This is a genomic window from Paenibacillus sp. TC-CSREp1 (genome assembly GCF_050171015.1).
GTDB classification, from domain to species: Bacteria; Bacillota; Bacilli; order Paenibacillales; family Paenibacillaceae; genus Paenibacillus; species Paenibacillus silvae.
Genome location: NZ_JBNOKM010000011.1, coordinates 99,027 through 117,654 on the forward strand (window position 1 = coordinate 99,027; position 18,628 = coordinate 117,654).

Consider the following 18,628-nt stretch of genomic DNA (forward strand, 5'->3'; position numbering starts at 1 on the left):
AGGGAAAAATCCGGTGATAAAGGCGAACGCTTCGCTTTTTCAGGTTTTTTCTGCCCTCTCCGTTCACGTGTAAAAGAATAATTCAACTTATCTAATAGCTGCACACGATAAATATATTAAGGTTGATTCAAGGTTTACTTGGTAGAATAAGAACATACAAACTGAATGTAACAAAGCACCGGAGCATCCCTGATGTGCAGGGTATTCGTGAAAGGTGTAGCCACGGAAGTTTCAGCAGAACAATAAATAATAACTCAAGCAGAGGAATGAATAGATCATGAGAATTTTAATTGCAGAAGATGAGGTTCATTTGGCAGAGGCGGTCTCACAGATTTTGAAAAAAAACAACTATTCCGTGGACATGGTCCACGACGGCAGATCCGGGCTGGATTATGCGCAAAGCGGCATCTATGACCTGTTGCTGCTGGACATCATGATGCCGGAGATGGATGGCATTAGCGTGCTGAAAACGCTGCGTAGTGAAGGAAACCATACGCCAGTTATTTTGCTTACAGCCAAGGGAGAGCTGTCGGACAAGGTATCTGGTCTCGATTACGGCGCTGATGATTATATTGCAAAGCCATTTGCCACAGAAGAATTGCTCGCCCGTATTCGGGCGGCCTTGAGACGTAAGGGGGAGGTAGTCCCTGAGGATGGATTGAGATTTGGCGATATAGAGCTGAACACAACTCAGCTGAAGCTAAGTGTACAGGACAAAGAAATCAAGCTGAATCTGAAGGAAAATGAGCTGCTGGAGCTGCTGATTACCCGTAAACAGGCGATTACCTCCAAAGAGCAGATCATTGAGAAGCTGTGGGGATTTGACTCCGATGTGGAGTATAACAACGTGGAGGTCTATATCTCCTTTTTGCGCAAAAAACTAACCTTCCTGAATTCAGCTGTTCGCATTAATACGATTCGGGGTGTGGGGTACGTACTTGAGGTGACGAGCTGATGTTTAAGAAACTCCGCAACCGGTTCCTGATTGTTAATCTGGTTTCGATCTCAATCATGATGCTGGTCGCTTTTATTACGATCTACACCATCACGTACCAGAATGTGCAGCGTGAAACGAATATGGAGCTTTATAAGGTGTCCGATTTCTATCATAGTCCTTATAGTCCGATGGGTTCCCAGATCCCGCGGGGAGATGGGCATGGCGGCGGATCAGGCTCGGGAGCAAGTTCGGCTGCAGGTTCTAATGCGGACACGAGCGCAGAGAGAGGCACAAGTACAGGAACAGGCACTGGCGCTTCGGGATCAACATCAGGCTCAGTTGAAAGCTCCGGTCCCGGTACTGGTTCAGGAACGGATTCCCCATCGGGCGCTATGCCATCTTCTGCAGGTAGAGGTGGAAACGGGGGCAAGGCCGGCGGCGAATTCGGCGGCAATCCAGGGCCGGGTGGAGATCTGAACGCACCTCCGGCCCGGTCGGTTTCTTTTATGATTCAAACCGATGATCAGTGGAATATTACAGGCACTCACTCGCGGTTTGATATGGAAGATAGCTTTTATAAGGAAGCGTTACAGAAGGTCGATCGAAGCCTCGTCACCGAAGGGGAGCGGAAAACCGATCAGTTTGCCTTGGATGGCACGGATTGGGCCTATGTCGTTGATCCAAGCGGTGAGGGGTATATGATTGTGTTTATGGATGTGACAGCACAGCAGGGGATTCTGACCAATTTGATCTATACCTTTGCAGTGGTTGGGCTGGCTATGCTAATTGTGATTTATTTCCTTAGCCGTTATTTTGCGAACCGTTCAATTGCACCTGTGCGTGAAGCGTTTGAGAAACAGAAACAATTCATCGCTGATGCATCACATGAGTTGAAGACACCGCTGGCGATCATTAATACGAATACGGATGTATTGCTGGCGAATCAGGAGGAGACGATTGAAAGTCAGGCGAAATGGCTGCATTATATCAAATCGGAAACCGAGCGTATGTCTGGATTAACGAATGATCTGCTGTATCTGACTCAGATGGATGATTCGCGTTCCAACCTGATTCACACCACGTTTAATATGAGCGATGCGGTCGAAAGTATTATTTTGCCGATGGAGGCTGTTATTTTCGAAAAAAACATTTCTCTCGATTATAATATTGAGCCCGATCTGAACGTTCATGGTAACCGGGAGCAGATTAAACAGGTTATTCTGATTCTGCTCGATAATGCTGTGAAATATTCCGGCCCCAAAGGATCTGTGAATGTGACACTTCAGAAGCTGAATCATGACGTTATGCTGACCGTCTTCAATACGGGGGAGGGCATTGCACCGGAGCATCTGGACCGTATCTTTGACCGATTCTATCGCACGGATTCCTCCAGAGCACGCAAACATGGCGGGCACGGTCTGGGGCTGGCGATTGCCCGTTCAATCGTTGAGCAGCATAAGGGAGAGATTTACGCCAAAAGTGTGGTAGGCGAAGGCGCTTCGTTTTATGTGCGATTATCCTAGACAGTGATCCTGCTGATTACGTTGAAAAATGATGTCTCTAATGTTCCAATGTTCTAAAAAGCTGAGGTACTGGCTGAATGAGCAGACTGTAATACAGGGTTGCTGCAAAAGGCCGGGCATAACTTCTGCCCGTAATGGGATAACCTATGCTACAATGACAGCAAGAAGGATAACCAAGGAGATGAGCATACGTGGCAGACACCAACGCAATTAATGAGCAGGAAATGCTGCAATATATCGCGGACAAAACAAAGGCGAGCAAGGCTAACATTGAGCTTGTCCTGAAGCATGAGCAAGCTTACATTAACAAGGCGCATGAGAATACAAAAGGCAAAGATGTCGATATTGACGGCGACGATCTGGCGGATTACATTTTGAGCCGCAAAGATGTGAAGCTTGACGAGCTGACCGTTGAGAGTATTTTGGATGCAGAGATGGACTATCTGATGGAGAAGGGCCACGCAGGATACGTGGACTAGGCTGAGGGAAAGTAAGGTGATGTTACGGAGTAGCATTCGAGAGTGACATCATTAGAGAGTAACAGGAAGCAGTAACGTAAGCAGTAACGTAAGCAGTAACGTTTAGAGTAACAGGAGGCAAGAGAACTCAAGTTATTGGTTACTTCAGTTTTGCGTTTTCGGTGCCGTCCTGAATTCTAACGATCTTGAGCGACGTTATTTGGGTGATTTACGAGCATTCCAAAATGTAACGATCTGGAGAAACGTTATTTTGGAGTTTGAGGGTGTTTTTCGGGTGAAAAGCAGCCTTTTAGACGAAATAGCGCTTCTGGGAATCGTTAGAATTAGAAATGTGCTCAAATGGAGCAAATAAGGTTTCTGGGAATCGTTAGCGACATGCGGGGTGTCCAGCTAACCCATTCAATCGAGCGATTGCAAGATAACAAGACAACAAATGGGCACATACATGAAAAGACCTCAACTCCACACAAGGGGAGCTTTCCCTTGATCGTGATTGATGAGGTCTTTTAGTATAAGGTGCGCATGCCCGCAGGTTTTTGTTGCGAATTTGTCCCGTGCCTGTATACTTTTGCACGCACACGCACACGCACACGCACACGCACACGCACACGCACACGCACACGCACACGCACACGCACACGCACACGTAAGGATGTGATACTGCGACTACAATCGGGCTACTATAACCAAATGCATAGTTTCCATGTCCAGCCCACCTGCACTGCGCCCACATCCGTGTCCATTACGCTGTTACTTAAGCTAACCCATTATTGACCCATCATACCGCCATCAACAGTGTAGAGAGATGCGGTAACATATGATGCGTCCTCGGACAGCAGGAAGTTCATCACAGCGGCCACTTCCTCCGGTTCGCCGTAACGGCCCATCGGGATGGCAGCTACCGTAGCCGATTGGTAATCTTCCACGTTGCCGGAGTTGGCTTCGATCTGGCGCATCATACGAGTATTGATAGTGCCTGGCAGTACCGCGTTCACGCGAATATTGAAAGGCGCCAGCTCATTGGCTGCCGTACGAGTGAGACCAACAACGGCATGTTTGGACATAATATATGGAGATACAGCCGGAGCACCCATCAAACCTGCCAGGGAAGAGGTATTCAGAATCGCACCGGATTTTTGTTTTTTCATCACAGGAATAACGTTCTGCAGACCGAGGAATACCCCGCGAATGTTTACATTGTATACGGTGTCGAGTGCTTCAACGCTCAGGTCTTCAATCAGGCCGGTTGGTCCTTCAATGCCAGCATTGTTGGCAAAATAATCAATGCGGCCAAAGGCATCCAGTGCTTTTTGCACATAATTTTTGACGTCTGCTTCGTCGGACACATTAGCTTTCACTGCAATGACATGCTCTTTATCGAGATTCAGCTCCGCGATGGTTTTCTCGATGGCTTCTTCGTTCAAGTCCACCAGCACCAGATTGATTTTGCGTTCAGCCAGGCGGCGTGCCAGCTCTTTACCGATACCTCCGGCAGCTCCTGTAATCACAGCGGTTTGTGTATAGGATGTACTCATGATTGAATCGTCTCCTTATAATATATAGTGGGCAGGTAATCTCCATAAGAAGAAAACCTGTCGTTGTTAGTTCCTGTCTTAATGTTAAGATATACATAAACATGTGACAATAATCATTGACAGCGTAAATGTCAGCTATTGAACATAGATGTAAGCGTTGTTCATTTAGGATACAATAATAGACAAAGGGGGCGAAAATGTTGATTATTGAACATCCTCAGGATCGTAGAGCACGAAGAACACAGGATGCGATTATCGCTGCGGCAGTTTCATTAATATTGGAAAAGGGAGCCGACGCCCTGACGATCCGGGATATCACGGAACGGGCGGATTATAATCGGGGTACCTTTTATTTGCATTTTCCCGGCAAGCCCGAACTGCTGCAATTCCTGCTGGATGATTTCCTGCAAGGGTTGGGACAAGCGTATGCGGAACCCTACTCCAATCTCACCGAGGTAGACATGACCGGGGTACTTCCTTCAACGATGCCGGTATTTGAATATATTGAAGCACATCAGGATCAATTCCGGGCTTTGATGACGATGCATGGAGATATGGCGCTCAGGATCAACAATGTGTTCCGAAGTTACCTGACCCAACAATTCATCCTGGTAACTGAAGATAGTGAGCAAGTGATCAATTACGACATTATGTTAAGTTATCTGGTTTCGGCAACGGTGGGAGTTATTATGCACTGGGCGGAAGTCGGATTTAAATATTCTGCACATTATATGGGGGAACAGCTGACTGCTCTAATCAACATCAAACCGACCCGTCTGCTGATCGAGCCAGGGCAGAAGGGCCGGACAGTTCACGAGCGTATGCTGTCGGATTAATTCCTGTTCAGGGAACAGGCAGGTAGAAGCGGAGAAATCTAATGTAGAAGAAGATGTATGTGGAATGTCCTCGAACATCCCGTCGATCAACCCGTCATTGAAGCGTTCGCCGTCAGTTGCATCTGAAGCAGCTGTTCGCGGACGAGTACGCACTCGCTAATCATAATCAGTGCCGGGTTTGTGATGTGGTGCGTAACGGCGAGAGTGTGCAGTTCTGCCAAAGTTCCGGTGACAATTCGTTCCTCGGCTGTGGTTCCACGCTCAATAAGTGCTGCGGGGGTATGCCCCGATTTACCGTGCAGGAGCAGCTCGCGCTGAATCTGCGGCACCTGGCTGATCCCCATATAGATCACCAGCGTATCTACGCTATGGGCAAGCAGGTCCCAGCGGACAGAGGACACACATCCATCACGGCCAGTGCCTGTTACACAAGCGAAGGAAGATGCTGCTCCGCGATGTGTCAACGGAATCAGTGAGGAGGCGGAGGCCCCCACTGCCGAGGTGATGCCCGGGATGATTTCGTATGGGATACCGGAGGAAGCCAAGACGAGCGCTTCTTCTCCGCCGCGGCCAAAAATGAATGGATCACCGCCTTTGAGACGGACTACTTGTTTTCCTTCAGCAGCATGGGAGGCAAGCATACGTCCGATCATCTCCTGACTCATGGAATGAAGACCCGGAGCTTTGCCGCAGTAGATGCAAAGGGCATTCTCCCTAGCTTCAGCAAGCAGGGCATCACTGACAAGCCGATCATATAATATGACATCGGCTGCCTGAATGCGTTTCAGTGCTTTTACCGTAATCAGTTCGGGATCTCCAGGTCCAGCGCCAATAATACTGACCCTACCCCGGTTCATCACCTTGCTTTCACCTGCAGCGGGCCTCATAGCGCACACCCTCTTTCTTCTCTTGTCGTAAGTAAACCTATCTCAGACCTTTACCCAGTTCGTTATCCAGCGATCAATACGTAGATGTCACCGCTGTTTCCATCCACTTCAGTCGGATACGTATTCAGACATCCATCATCCGGTTCATGTACTTTGCCGCTGCGAAGATCGATTTTCCAGTCATGTAGCGGGCAGTGAACCGCCGTGCCGCATACCATGCCTTCCGACAGCTTGCCGCCCTTGTGAGGGCAGCGATTCTCGACAGCGTGCAGGCTGCCATCACTCAGTTTGAAAACCGCAATTTCCGTATCCTGTACGAGGAAGGTTCTTGCTCCCTTTTCATCAATATCGGCCAGATGTCCAATTCGGAATTTCTTCATCGCTGTTCCTCCTCCTCTTCTAGTGGGCCACCGGTTCTGCGCCGGACAGCGGAGTGAAGTTTTTGCGCAGCTTCTCGTCTTCAATAATTTCCTTCCAAGGATCGACCGTGTGACCCAGTGTCACTTCCAGCCGTTCCACGAGGGCAAGACGTACCTCCCGGTCAGCGAGTGCCTGCTTCACATGATCCAATCCTACCCGTTCAATCCAGGCCGCCGTTCTCTCATTCCATCTTGCATTCTCTCTATAATATTGCAGGTATGCATAGGTCCACTCTTCCACCTCGGCATCCGTTTTCACCGTACACAGCAGCTCGGCTGCGCGAACCTTCACACCGCCGTTGCCCCCGACGTGAAGCTCCCATGCTCCGTCAATGGCGACAACACCCAGATCCTTGATTGTTGCCTCGGCACAGTTCCGCGGGCATCCAGAGACAGCCAGTTTTACTTTGGCCGGAGCAACCATTTTATCGAGTTTTTTCTCCAGACGTATGCCCATTTCGATGGAATCCTGTGTACCGAAGCGGCAGAACGTATTCCCTACACAGGTCTTGACGGTTCGCAGCGCCTTGCCATATCCGAACCCGGACGGCATATCAAGCTCTTCCCATATCTTCGGCAGATTCTCCTTCTGTACGCCAAGCAGATCGAGTCGCTGTCCGCCTGTGAATTTAACCATCGGCACGTCATACTTCTCTGCGACGGTTGCGATCTTGATGAGTTCTGCCGGAGAAGTTACACCGCCATAAATGCGCGGAATGACGGAATATGTGCCATCCTTCTGAATGTTGGCGTGATAACGCTCATTGGTGAATTTGGATGCACGTTCATCCTCGTATTCGGTCGGCCAGATCATACCGAGGTAGTAGTTGAGGGAAGGGCGGCATTTGGAGCAGCCTTCAGGCTCCTCCCAGCCAAGCACATTCATCACTTCCTTGACGGTCTTCAATCCCATCTCCTTGATCTGTGCGACAATCTCATCCCGGTCGTACGAGGTGCAGCCACAGATCCCTTCTTTGGTCTGTTCCCCGACATTATCGCCTGCATAGTAGGTCAGCAGCGATTCGACAATTGGTTTGCAGCCTCCGCAGGAGGCCGACGCCTTGGTGCAGGATTTGATGGCTCCAACCGTATTGCAGCCCTTATTCAGCACGGCATCACCGATCGCCGCCTTGGTCACACCGTTACAGCCGCAGATGATTTCGTCATCCGGCATGGCCGCCGTACGTTCTGCTGCAGACGGACCAGCACCTGAGCCGCTTGAAGGCATACCGAGCAGAATTTCTTTCTCTCGTCCGCTAATATTCTCGCCGCTTTTGATGAGAGAGAACAGGGAGGCTCCATCGGTTGTATCCCCAAACAATACGGCACCAATTAATTGGCCGTCCTTCATCACCAACTTTTTGTATACTCCATCTACATCATCCTGAATGCGGATGCTGCGTGTATCGGGAGAATCCTTGAATTGTCCTGCGGAGAATACATCGACCCCCGATACCTTCAGCTTGGTCGAGGTAACAGAGCCCTCGTATCCTTCTGTTGGCGCACCCGCGAGACGTTTGGCGAGCACCATACCTTGTTCATACAGCGGAGCTACAAGTCCATATGCAATTCCGCGATGCTCTGCACACTCGCCGACAGCCGAAATGCCTGGTGCACTGGTCCGCATGTAATCATCTACAATGACACCGCGGTTCACCTCAAGACCGCTGTTCCGAGCCAGCTCAATCTGAGGACGGATACCAACAGCCATAACAACCAGATCAGCTTCGAGCACCGTTTGATCTGTGAAACGAAGGGCTTTGACCCGGCCTTTGCCCGTGATCTCTTCCGTATGTTTATTCAAAAGAAACTTCATACCCTGCGCTTCAAGCTCTCGCTGGAGCATCAAGCCTGCCGGCAGATCGAGATTGCGGTCCATCAGATGTCCGTTGATATGAATGACGGTAACGTCCATACCCAAGTTCAGCAGTCCGCGAGCGGCCTCAAGGCCGAGCAGACCCCCACCAATGACAGCAGCCTTGCGATATTTCTGTGATGCAGTCATCATCGTTTCACAGTCCTGAATATCACGGAAACCGATCACGCCTTCTTTCTGGGCACCGGGGAGCGGTAGAATGAATGCCTGTGAACCTGTCGCCAGAATTAACTCATCATAGGTTGCGCGCACGCCATTCCGGGATACAACCTCTTTGCGCTCCGAATCAATCTGCACCACCGGGTCCCCTGGATAGACCTGAATGCCGTTATCTGCATACCAGCTCCAATCGTTGATGACAATATCTTCAATGGACGTTCCGCCAGCCAGCACGGAGGACAGCATGATCCGATTGTAGTTCGGATGCGGCTCTGCACCAAACACAGTAATCTCATACGCATGTGGAGCAAGCTTCAGAATATGCTCAATGGTACGGATTCCCGCCATGCCATTGCCGACCAGCACCAGTTTTTTCATTGTACTCATTGTGATTAACCCCCTTGGTTCCATTTCTACATACTGCATGTTTACCTGCCCGAACACGTTCTTGAAAAATCGAAAAAGCCTGTCATGCCCCGGAGGACTGCGTATAAACATACGCATCCCTATTATCCGAGATTGCAAAACAGGCTTCATTGCCGTTTCCACCAGCTACGCCATTGTAACTGTGATCGAAATTTATGGAGTTGTTATGGGTTAACTATAAAATACGGCTTAATACATGTCAATATAGTTAACATAAAAAAGTATTTGAAATTTGAAGTTAATTATGTTTACATGAGTTTATTGGAAGTCCGAATCGGAATATCGGGTCCGCTGTCTCAATCATAAACGGCTGTGTGCACAGCAATCATTCGCTTTTCACCACACTCTCTAACTGTAATGATGAACGACGAACTATAAAAAAAGCAGAGCCGAAATGGTATGTATATTCCATAGCATGATTAGAGAGTGGACCAGAGAAACTTATATATTTTTGTTAGGTAACATAACATAACTGTGGTCTCATTTAGCAAATTACTTTTCCGTGTTAATGTGTTAAATAGAAATGTACTGACGGTGGATAAATATAGGGAGGGATTGATCTATCATGCGATCCATATTGGTCATCCGTGTACAACCCATTGCAGCTGATTCGCCGGGTGAGATCCCATTGACACCAGAGAGGGTGCTGGGAGCGAATGGTTATCATGTACAGGTCACAGATCGTGAACAAGAGGTGGCAAAGCTGGCCCGTGAAGCGGAAGCCTCGATACTGCATCTGTCTCTTGCAGATGTGACCTACTGGGTGAACTGCCTGGGAAAGGGGAAATCAGATGCTCCGCTGCTCTGGTGGTGCGCTCCCGATACGGCCTCTTCTTCGCTAGAGGTTTGTGAAGTGGAGACCTCGTTTGACGGGATACTTACACCATCCATGACTGGACCGGAGATACATTGGACACTGCATTTTGCGGCGAGGCGTTACATGGAGCGCAAGCAGTGGGAGCAGGAGCGAAAGCAGCTGCAGTCCCGGCTTGAGGATCGGAAGTGGATCGATATGGCGAAGGCGATTTTGTGTGATCTGAAGCAAATATCCGAGTCGGAAGCCTACGATCTGCTGCGGAAAAAGGCGATGGATGAGCGCAAACGGATGGTTGATGTAGCCACTGCCATTGTAAAGGCTCATCAACTGCTCCAGTCTTAATCAGAGAGGGGAATGCTCTATGGATATGCCTCATATCCTTCGAGAGGTTGGGCGCGGCAAGCGCGGCTCGCGTGATCTGAATTATGCAGAAGCGCTGGCTGTAGCCGAGAAAATTTTGAATCAGGAAGTCTCTCCTGCCCAGACGGCGGCTTTTCTGATGGCTGAGCGGATGAAGATGGAGAATGTTGAAGAGCTGGAAGCCTTTGTGCATGCTTGTCGTAATAGCGCCGATCGAATGCCTGTATTTCAGGATGGTCTGGACTGCGCAGGGCCATATGACGGGCGTACCAAGTCATTTATGGCGACGTATCCCGCAGCCTTTGTGCTGGCGGCGGCCGGACTGCCGGTTACGCTGCATGGCAGTGAACCTTTACCGCCCAAGTGGGGCGTTACGCTGCCTGTATTATTAAGAGAAGCAGGAATGGACATACGCGGAATGAACCGGGAAGATGCCCGGAGCGCCGCCCTTCGTACAGGGGTAATGTATGTTTCGTCGGAGGACTGGTGTGAGCCGCTGGGCAGGCTTCGTCCTTTAAGAGAGGAGCTTGGTTTCCGAACGGTGCTGAATACAGCCGAGAAATTGATTGATTACAATAAGTCATCTTACCTCGTATTTGGTGTATTTCATAATACGTTTCTTGACCGAATCGCCAAGCTGCTCACACGCTTTGAGTATAAACGTGCTTACGTGGTTCAAGGCATGGAAGGGTCGGAGGATCTGTATATTGATCGGCCAACACGTGTATATGCCGTGGAGGACGGAGAAATGAAGCTGGAACTGATAGACCCTTCTGCCTACGAACTGGATATGCCCGTACCGGAGATGGACTGGACCGCGGCAAAGCAGGTTCAGATGGCAGAGCAGGTGCTGCGCGGCGATGGGCATCTTACGTTTGTCAATCAGGTGCTGCTTAATGCCGGGTTCCGTTTATACGCTGCGGGGCGAGTGCCTTCCATTGAGCAGGGGATTTACGCTTCGAAGGAGCTTCTGGACAACGGGGCTGCATATCGTCTTTATCAACAGTGGTGTGTATCTATGGGTGGAGTGCTGCCGGACAGCAGAGCGGTCTCGAGCTATCCGGCATCATCCAGATGAGGGTACGGTCCAGTTCAAGTGTGCGGTTTATTCCCACGGATAGGAGACGGTCAGGAAGTCAGCAAATTTTTTGCTCTCTTCCCGCCGTTTTTTCCGCATGGCCGCCCGATCCGGAGCAGTCTCGTACAATTTTCTTTCTTCCTCGGTCTCCGGGATAATCCGGGGCACGATCAATTTGCGGTTATTTTCATCCAGGGCCACAAAGGTCAGAAAAGCCGTTGCCGCAATCTTTTTCTCTCCCGTCATCAGATCCTCGCGAATCACCTTCACAAAAATCTCCATGGAGCTGCGTCCCGTCCATGTTGCGAATGACTCCAATGTTACCGAATCGGTTGGATTAATCGGGTACAGAAAATCGACAGAGTCGGTTGAAGCCGTAACCGTATTGACCCGGCACAGCTTGGATGCGGCAATCGAAGCGATATCATCAATATAGGACATCAGCTTGCCGCCGAACAAGGTGTTATGGTTATTGACATCTGTCGGGAATACCCGGGCGGTTTTGAAGCAGCGTGTTTCACGTACATACTTTCTCTCCACTTGATCCATCTCCGTAGGTTTCGGTATCTCTCTCATTGTTCTTCCTCCTTGCAGTATGGTCGCTGCTGCTGTGCTGCCTAACATGAAGCCTTTTTGCTTGCTGCGGGAACGGCCAGATTGAAAAGCAACTCTCCCTAAGTATAGGTTTCGGTCAGATGTATATTCAAATGAAGTGTTTCAGGGCTCCGTTACAAGAAAAAACCGCCAGGCGCGGACCGGCGCGCAGGCGGTTATTGCTGAATCTGTATATTAAGCCTTAGGTCTGAAGATGCCGGACGGTTTGCCAATCGGCAGGAATGTGTAACCAAAGTGAGCATTCAGCACGGAGGCACCTGTACCGTACAGGGACACAATGCCAATCGCCATCTCGGCGTATGCTGCAATGGTGTGGAAGATGTGCGGTGCTACGCCGAAAGCGTCAAAGGTCAGACCCAGGAACAGGAAGTCGATCAGAATGAAAATAATGAGCAGGACTTTGTTCGCTTCAACAGCGCCGATCGTCATGAACAGGGTGAAGATCAGATATCCGGCAAAAGCAAATCCAAGCTGCTTGCCATCGGTCTGCTCAGCCAGTGTAGAGCCAAACACACCCATTTTGATCATCCAGTTAGCACCCATGGCGAACCAGAAGAAAGCATACGCGCCAAAAGCGGTGGTACCGAATGTGTTGTTGCGTTTGGAATCCTGAATACATGCGAATAATTGAGCAAATGCGCCCAGGAAAATAGCCCATGGGATTGCGTAGCTCAGCCCTTCGGTAAGGCCTAGCTTTTGGGACGAAGCGACCAGGGTTACAATGGCCAGCCCAAATAATCCCATCGCGCTGGGATCGGCGTTTATGATTTTGACTTTAGTCTGTGACTCGGTTTGCATGGTGTTGATTAGCCTCCAATAATATCAAATCTGCAGGATAGACCTGCATAGGTTATCCTCGAACTGCATGTTGGCATCCGCCGGACCCGGACACACATATCGCCCTATTGTACCCGAATGCCCCGGTTATGGAAAGGGATTTTATTACCTGAAACTCGCGAAAACGGTTACTTCTATTACAGTCAGTTGAACGGTGATGCAAGATATCGGGTTTGTGGTGAAAAAAGACGGAAAATTACATGTTATTCCCAGAGGATAAAGGTTAGTATCGAGTGGAAATCACATCCACTATCCGGGTGCTGATGATCTGACGAACCGCAGTGTGAATTGCGGTAGAAGGGAGTGAGCGGAAAACAGGGAGAAGGTTACTTGCCGGAGTAACTATACTAGAGATATCAAGTTCCAGATTATTTTGCAAGCGCTTACTTTGAGAGGGTGTCTCAGGAAAGTCAATTTGTATTCCATGATGAAGAAGCGAAGGGATGGGTGTTGATGATCGTCAAACAGATGCGTCAGCTCGGCTTGATATTGCTTATATTCGTGTTTACCTTGTCTAGTATGGGGTGGGGTTCTGTGTTCGGTGTGACCGAGGCGCGCGCGGCGGAGCTGGATTCATCTGCTACAGAGGATGCCGTATATCGCTATGATTTTGGATCAGGCCCGGTGGCGGACGGTTATACGGGTGTAGATGCAGATACAGCGTATACCTCAGAACGAGGATATGGCTTCGCAGATGTCTCCAAAGTGACTGTGCAGGATCGTGGAATCAGTGATCCGATCAAGTCTGATTTTGCAACGTTTGCTGCGGGTGGGCAATTCAACGTGGATCTGCCCAATGGAGATTACACGGTTTCGCTGATTGCAGGAGATGCTGCCGGAGCTACAGAGATTGCCATTGATGTGGAGAGCATGAATAAGGTACAGCTGAACAGCAAGGCTGCAGGTGAGTATCTGGAGATGAGCTTCGATCTTGCTCTTGTAGACGGGCAGATGAATCTCGTGTTCTCAGGTGCGGCAGCGAATCTGAATGCATTGGTGATTACGAAGCAGACGGAACGTGAAGCTGGAAGCAAGCCTACCCTGTATCTGGCGGGTGATTCCACGATGCAGACCTACAACCCTTACTGGGAGCCGCAAGCGGGCTGGGGCCAGATGTTTCCTTCCTTTTTTGATAAAAGTGTAGAAATCAAAAATCATTCCATTGGCGGGCGCAGCTCCAAATCGTTTATTTTCCAAGGGCGCCTGGATGAGATTTTGAGAATGATTCGTCCGGGAGACTACCTGTTCGTGCAATTCGGGCATAATGATGCCACGATCAGTGTGCCGGAACGTTACGCTTCGCCAGCCGATTACAAAATATATCTGAAAACCTACATCGACGGTGTGCGGCAGCGGGGGGCGACGCCGATTCTGGTGACGCCGATGGGGCGCAGGGATTTTAATGCAAGTACGGGCAAATTCAACGTTTCCTTCCCTGAATATGTGCAGGCCGCGAAGGAAGTAGCCAGTGAAAATAACGTGCTTCTGATTGATCTGAGCAGGCTCAGCATTGAATATTATGATTCGATCGGACCAGAGGCTACATTATCCGTATTCCTGCATGTGGCACCAGGCATATATCAGGCTTTCCCTAATGGCGCGACAGACAATACGCATTTTCAGGAGTATGGTGCCATCCAGATCGCCAGACTGGTCGCAGGTGCGGTGCGTGAGCTGGATATTCCTCTGGCAGACGCGGTGAAGGATGCAGACGTGCCGGCTGAGGTCCCGGCGAAGCCTAGTGGTCTGAAGGCGGGCAGTATCAGCAATGCGGGTGCTGTGTTGAAGTGGACGGCAGATAATGCGGCGGATATCTACAAAATCTATCGTAAGTTATCCACCGAGCCGGAATCTGCGTATAAGCTTGCCGGAACGGCAACCGTGCCAACGATGACCTTATCCGGTCTTGCGGAAGGGGAGACCTATACGGTACGTGTAACAGCAGTGAATGGTCGCGGCGAATCCGAGCCGTCGGATGAAGTGAGCTTCACCACGAAGTCGGCTGCGTACCGTTATGACTTTGGCCCGGTAGGTTCCCCTGTTGCAGAGGGGTACAGCGAAGTGAATCGGAACACGTTATACACGTCAGAGCGTGGATACGGCTTGACCTCTTCGGCGAACATGGCAGATCGGGACCGGGGTAATGCCACGGATGAGCTTCGCCGTGATTTTGTTATTTATTTTGGAGGTAGTTATGAGTTCAAGGTGGATCTGCCCAACGGGAGTTATTCGGTCAAAGCTTATATTGGGGACTGGATTGGCTCGGCTCGAACCAACATCAATATCGAGGGGAAGGATTACGGGACCGTATCCTCAAGTGCCCAAAATATAGCTGAAAAAGTCATCAATCAGGTTGAGGTACAGGATGGTCAGATGAATCTGGTGTTTAGCGGTCAAACGGCACATCTCAACGGCTTGGAGATTACACCAACGTTTATGGCACCTTCGCAGCTTAAACTGGATGACCTTGATCTGGATAGCGACCCAATTCGTGCGGTGTTATCCTGGGATGTAGCTGCAGGAGACGTACAGTATAAGGTCTATCGTCAATCTGCGGGAGCTGCCAAGCCGGAATTACTGGCTACCGTGGACACACCGACGTATACAGATCAACAGGTTGAACTGGGCATGGACTATGTCTACACGGTGACGGCTGTGGATCAGACAGGTACAGAATCACTGGCGTCCAATGCGCTGAGTGTATCTACCGTTGATCCAAGCGTCATGAAGGCGGAAGTGCCTTCCGGCCTGAGCATGCAGGAAATAAACAAAAATGATGTGACCTTCACATGGAGTGAAGCTGCAGGAGCACGTTTTTACCAGATTTACCGTGCCAAAAAGCTGGATGGACCTTACGAGATGATCGGTCGTACCAAGGAAACGTTGTATAAGGACTCTTCCATTCTTAGTACGATTCCTTATTACTATAAAGTTGCCTCAGTGAACGCGGGCGGTGTGTCCGAGTTGTCCAGTGCGCTTGAAACTCCGGCGGCAACAACGCTGAACCGGGCGATGGAGTATTTGGATCGGGCCCCGGTTGCGGTGCAAACGGAACAGGGCAATTACATTGGCTGGCGCATGCTTGGCCTGGATACAGACTCGATTGCATTTAATCTGTATCGTGACGGGGTGAAGCTCAACACAGAACCGTTAACGGGCAGCACCAATTATACAGATGCGGAGGGTACAGAAACCTCTAAATACCGTGTAATGACGGTGGAAAATGGGCTGGAGAAGCCAGGAACGAAGGAGTTCGGAGTATGGCAGGAGCAGTACCTTTCCGTTCCACTGCAGAAACCTGCTGATGCCTATACCAAAGACGGGCAGCCCTATTCCTATTATGCCGGGGATGCCAGTGTAGGTGATGTGGACGGAGACGGTGAGTACGAAATTGTATTAGTGTGGTCGCCTAATAACGGCAAGGATAACTCTCAGGCTGGCATTACGGGCATTGTGTATATGGATGCCTACAAGCTGGATGGAACCCGGCTCTGGCGTATTAACATGGGCCCTAACATCCGCGCCGGAGCACATTATTCACCATTTTTGGTCTATGATTTTGACGGAGACGGCCGGGCTGAGCTGATGATGCGAACGGCAGACGGCACGATCGACGGCGAAGGCAAGGTGATTGGAGATGCAAATGCAGATCACCGCAACAGCTCGGGGTATGTGCTACTGGGTGATGAATTCCTGACGGTATTTGATGGAGAGACAGGGGCGGCACTGGATACGGTGAACTATGATCCGCCGCGCGGTGACGTTGCTTCCTGGGGTGACGGATATGGCAACCGGGTAGACCGTTTCCTTGCGGCTGTAGCCTATCTGGACGGGGAGCATCCGAGTGCGATGTTCAGCCGTGGATACTATACACGCACCGTGCTTGCATCCTATAATTTCCGGGATGGCAAGCTCAGTCAGGTCTGGCGTTTTGATTCCAATGATGAGGGGTACGGATCATATGCAGGTCAAGGGAATCACAACCTGTCTGTTGGCGATGTAGACGGGGATGGCAAGGATGAAATTACGTTTGGAGCGATGGCCATCGACGATGATGGCAAACCGCTCTACAATACTAGGCTGGGACACGGAGACGCGATGCATCTTAGCAATCTTGACCCGACCCGTCCGGGATTGGAAGTATTCGGAGTTCATGAGGACAAAAGCTCGAAGTATGGCATGGAGATGCGTGATGCAGCTACAGGTGAGGTGCTGTGGGGTGTATTTACAGGGATGGATACTGGACGCGGCATGGCGGCAGATATTGATCCTGATTACCCTGGGGCAGAGGTGTGGGCTGCTACCATTACCAACGAACAGCACATCCCGATTACCGGGCTGTACAGTGCCAAGGGAGAGCTAATCACGACAAAGATTCCTTCCTCCACGAACTTTGGCATCTGGTGGGACGGTGATCTGCTGCGCGAATTGCAGGACGGTATTCGCATCGACAAGTGGGACTACGAGAATCAGACTACGATTAATCTGCTGACGGCAGCGGGTGCTGCTTCCAACAATGGCACCAAGGCCAATCCAAGCTTGCAAGCTGATTTGTTTGGCGATTGGCGCGAGGAAGTGATCTGGCGCAGTCAGGACAGCTCCGAGCTGCGTATCTATACCACAATCGATGAGACAGAGATGCGTCTGCGCACATTGATGCATGATCCGGTCTATCGTTTGGGTGTGGCTTGGCAAAATGTGGCCTACAACCAGCCGCCGCATACAAGCTTCTATCTTGGCGCTGGTATGGAGCAGCCAAAAGCACCGAGCATTCGTTATGTTGGCGGCCCGCAGGAGCCGGAAGACACGACACCTCCGGTCATTACAGGTATGCCTGCGGAGCAGATGAGTGAGGATGAGGTGCTTCAGGTCAAAGTAAAGGCCGAAGATCTGGAATCGGGCATTGCACGTCTGGAGCTGACTTGGGATGGTGAGACGGTGCAGCAAGGTGATGAGATCGCATTGACCGGGCTTGCGGGCAAGCATATGTTCACAGCTCGTGCAGTGAACGGTGTCGGTCTGGTCACCGAAGCTGCTGTAGAGGTGACTGTTACAGCAGGTGACCAGGCAGCGGGAGCACCCGGGACACCTGTTCTGTCCGACAATCACGGTCACGGGAACGGACTCCGTGACGGGAATTATACAATTACGATGAATATGTGGTGGGGCAACAATGCTACGGAGTATAAGCTTTATGAGAACGGAAAATTGCTTGATACTCAGAAGCTGTCCGCATCCACCCCTTCTGCACAGAAGGCCTCCACTTCCATTGAGGGGCGGGCCAATGGTACGTATGTGTATACGTGTGAGCTGACAAACGCTAAAGGCACAACGGCATGTCAGCCGCTCACGGTTATCGTTCGAGATGCTGCACCCTCAAAGCCTGAACTGTCCCATGACAATTGGGATGGAGATGGGAACTATACTATTACAATGAATATGTGGTGGGGTACCAATGCAGCATCGTATCGGTTGTACGAGAATGGTACAGAGGTGGATAGCCAGCCTCTCACGGTGTCTTCACCGAATGCACAGACAGCCCGGTTCGAAATCAAGGACCGTGCAATCGGAGAATACGAATATGTGGTGGAATGGATCAATACAAGTGGGAAAACAACAAGTGAACCGATGCGGGTGAGCGTTACCCGATAACGTTGACCAATTAATATTAGGGTAATGCATGGGCATCTTTCCATATCAAGAGCGTCGGTTTAAGTTATGGCGTCTGAGATTGGAAGGGTGCTTTTTTGTGTATTTCATAAAATACACAATTACGACACAAACTGCTTCGAGGCGATGTGTCTGCGGATTTTTGACGTACAGATGATTAGAGAGATGTGACAA

General features: G+C 50.2%; 14 protein-coding genes. 7 read left to right on the plus strand and 7 right to left on the minus strand.

Features of this window, described 5'->3' with window-relative positions; genetic code table 11:
• Positions 1 to 277: 277 nt before the first annotated feature.
• From ACQSGY_RS18055 to ACQSGY_RS18065, 3 genes are all read left to right on the plus strand, one after another.
• A complete protein-coding gene (locus ACQSGY_RS18055; RefSeq protein ID WP_427179599.1) occupies positions 278 to 955 on the plus strand; it encodes a response regulator transcription factor in 678 nt (225 codons plus the stop codon).
• Positions 955 to 2,460: a sensor histidine kinase gene (locus tag ACQSGY_RS18060; protein ID WP_427179601.1), complete on the plus strand. Its 1,506-nt coding sequence runs from the start codon at positions 955 to 957 to the stop codon at positions 2,458 to 2,460. The genes ACQSGY_RS18055 and ACQSGY_RS18060 overlap by 1 nt, the downstream gene beginning before the upstream one ends.
• Before the next feature lie 191 nt (positions 2,461 to 2,651).
• On the plus strand, positions 2,652 to 2,939 hold the full coding sequence (locus tag ACQSGY_RS18065) for a hypothetical protein (protein WP_427179603.1): 288 nt from the start codon (positions 2,652 to 2,654) through the stop codon (positions 2,937 to 2,939).
• A gap of 506 nt (positions 2,940 to 3,445) precedes the next feature.
• Here the strand turns inward: ACQSGY_RS18065 and ACQSGY_RS18070 are convergent.
• Positions 3,446 to 3,583 carry a hypothetical protein gene (locus ACQSGY_RS18070; RefSeq protein ID WP_427179604.1) on the minus strand — a complete coding sequence of 46 codons (138 nt, stop codon included), beginning with the start codon at positions 3,581 to 3,583 and terminating at the stop codon, positions 3,446 to 3,448.
• A 123-nt stretch (positions 3,584 to 3,706) separates the two neighbouring features.
• Positions 3,707 to 4,474, minus strand: a complete 768-nt coding sequence (locus ACQSGY_RS18075) for an SDR family NAD(P)-dependent oxidoreductase (RefSeq protein WP_111273663.1) — start codon at positions 4,472 to 4,474, stop codon at positions 3,707 to 3,709.
• Positions 4,475 to 4,671: 197 nt separating this feature from the next.
• Here ACQSGY_RS18075 and ACQSGY_RS18080 point away from each other — a divergent pair, with 197 nt between their 5' ends.
• Positions 4,672 to 5,310: a TetR/AcrR family transcriptional regulator gene (locus ACQSGY_RS18080; protein WP_289376478.1), complete on the plus strand. Its 639-nt coding sequence runs from the start codon at positions 4,672 to 4,674 to the stop codon at positions 5,308 to 5,310.
• Positions 5,311 to 5,396: 86 nt separating this feature from the next.
• Here ACQSGY_RS18080 and cobA read toward each other — a convergent pair whose 3' ends face one another.
• The 3 genes from cobA to nirB form a co-directional block, all read right to left on the minus strand.
• On the minus strand, positions 5,397 to 6,167 hold the full coding sequence (cobA, locus tag ACQSGY_RS18085) for a uroporphyrinogen-III C-methyltransferase (RefSeq protein WP_427179802.1): 771 nt from the start codon (positions 6,165 to 6,167) through the stop codon (positions 5,397 to 5,399).
• A gap of 92 nt (positions 6,168 to 6,259) precedes the next feature.
• Positions 6,260 to 6,577, minus strand: a complete 318-nt coding sequence (nirD, locus tag ACQSGY_RS18090; RefSeq protein WP_111273660.1) for a nitrite reductase small subunit NirD — start codon at positions 6,575 to 6,577, stop codon at positions 6,260 to 6,262.
• A gap of 19 nt (positions 6,578 to 6,596) precedes the next feature.
• Positions 6,597 to 9,038, minus strand: coding sequence for a nitrite reductase large subunit NirB (gene nirB, locus ACQSGY_RS18095; RefSeq protein WP_427179607.1), 2,442 nt, complete (start codon positions 9,036 to 9,038; stop codon positions 6,597 to 6,599).
• Between the two features lie 604 nt (positions 9,039 to 9,642).
• On the opposite strand from nirB, the gene ACQSGY_RS18100 reads away from it, so the two are divergent.
• Entirely contained in the window at positions 9,643 to 10,236 is a 594-nt protein-coding gene (locus ACQSGY_RS18100) for an ANTAR domain-containing response regulator (protein WP_427179609.1), read from the plus strand.
• Positions 10,237 to 10,255: 19 nt separating this feature from the next.
• Positions 10,256 to 11,332 (plus strand): anthranilate phosphoribosyltransferase, encoded by a 1,077-nt coding sequence (locus ACQSGY_RS18105; RefSeq protein WP_427179611.1) that lies wholly within the window; start codon positions 10,256 to 10,258, stop codon positions 11,330 to 11,332.
• A 27-nt stretch (positions 11,333 to 11,359) separates the two neighbouring features.
• On the opposite strand, the gene ACQSGY_RS18110 is transcribed toward ACQSGY_RS18105, so the two are convergent.
• Positions 11,360 to 11,872 (minus strand): acyl-CoA thioesterase, encoded by a 513-nt coding sequence (locus ACQSGY_RS18110; protein ID WP_110899134.1) that lies wholly within the window; start codon positions 11,870 to 11,872, stop codon positions 11,360 to 11,362.
• A gap of 249 nt (positions 11,873 to 12,121) precedes the next feature.
• Positions 12,122 to 12,745, minus strand: a complete 624-nt coding sequence (locus ACQSGY_RS18115) for an acetate uptake transporter (RefSeq protein ID WP_111273656.1) — start codon at positions 12,743 to 12,745, stop codon at positions 12,122 to 12,124.
• Positions 12,746 to 13,237: 492 nt separating this feature from the next.
• Here ACQSGY_RS18115 and ACQSGY_RS18120 point away from each other — a divergent pair, with 492 nt between their 5' ends.
• The gene (locus ACQSGY_RS18120) at positions 13,238 to 18,436 is read left to right on the plus strand and encodes a fibronectin type III domain-containing protein (protein WP_427179612.1); all 5,199 of its coding nucleotides are present in this window, start codon (positions 13,238 to 13,240) and stop codon (positions 18,434 to 18,436) included.
• Positions 18,437 to 18,628 lie beyond the last annotated feature (192 nt).

Excerpts from the sequence above, each read along its gene's own strand:
- ACQSGY_RS18055 (WP_427179599.1), top strand. The coding sequence starts at position 278 with ATGAGAATTTTAATTGCAGAAGATGAGGTTCATTTGGCAGAGGCGGTC.
- ACQSGY_RS18060 (WP_427179601.1), top strand. The coding sequence starts at position 955 with ATGTTTAAGAAACTCCGCAACCGGTTCCTGATTGTTAATCTGGTTTCG.
- ACQSGY_RS18075 (WP_111273663.1), bottom strand. The coding sequence starts at position 4,474 with ATGAGTACATCCTATACACAAACCGCTGTGATTACAGGAGCTGCCGGA.
- ACQSGY_RS18080 (WP_289376478.1), top strand. The coding sequence starts at position 4,672 with ATGTTGATTATTGAACATCCTCAGGATCGTAGAGCACGAAGAACACAG.
- cobA (WP_427179802.1), bottom strand. The coding sequence starts at position 6,167 with ATGAACCGGGGTAGGGTCAGTATTATTGGCGCTGGACCTGGAGATCCC.
- nirD (WP_111273660.1), bottom strand. The coding sequence starts at position 6,577 with ATGAAGAAATTCCGAATTGGACATCTGGCCGATATTGATGAAAAGGGA.
- nirB (WP_427179607.1), bottom strand. The coding sequence starts at position 9,038 with ATGAGTACAATGAAAAAACTGGTGCTGGTCGGCAATGGCATGGCGGGA.
- ACQSGY_RS18100 (WP_427179609.1), top strand. The coding sequence starts at position 9,643 with ATGCGATCCATATTGGTCATCCGTGTACAACCCATTGCAGCTGATTCG.
- ACQSGY_RS18105 (WP_427179611.1), top strand. The coding sequence starts at position 10,256 with ATGGATATGCCTCATATCCTTCGAGAGGTTGGGCGCGGCAAGCGCGGC.
- ACQSGY_RS18115 (WP_111273656.1), bottom strand. The coding sequence starts at position 12,745 with ATGCAAACCGAGTCACAGACTAAAGTCAAAATCATAAACGCCGATCCC.
- ACQSGY_RS18120 (WP_427179612.1), top strand. The coding sequence starts at position 13,238 with ATGATCGTCAAACAGATGCGTCAGCTCGGCTTGATATTGCTTATATTC.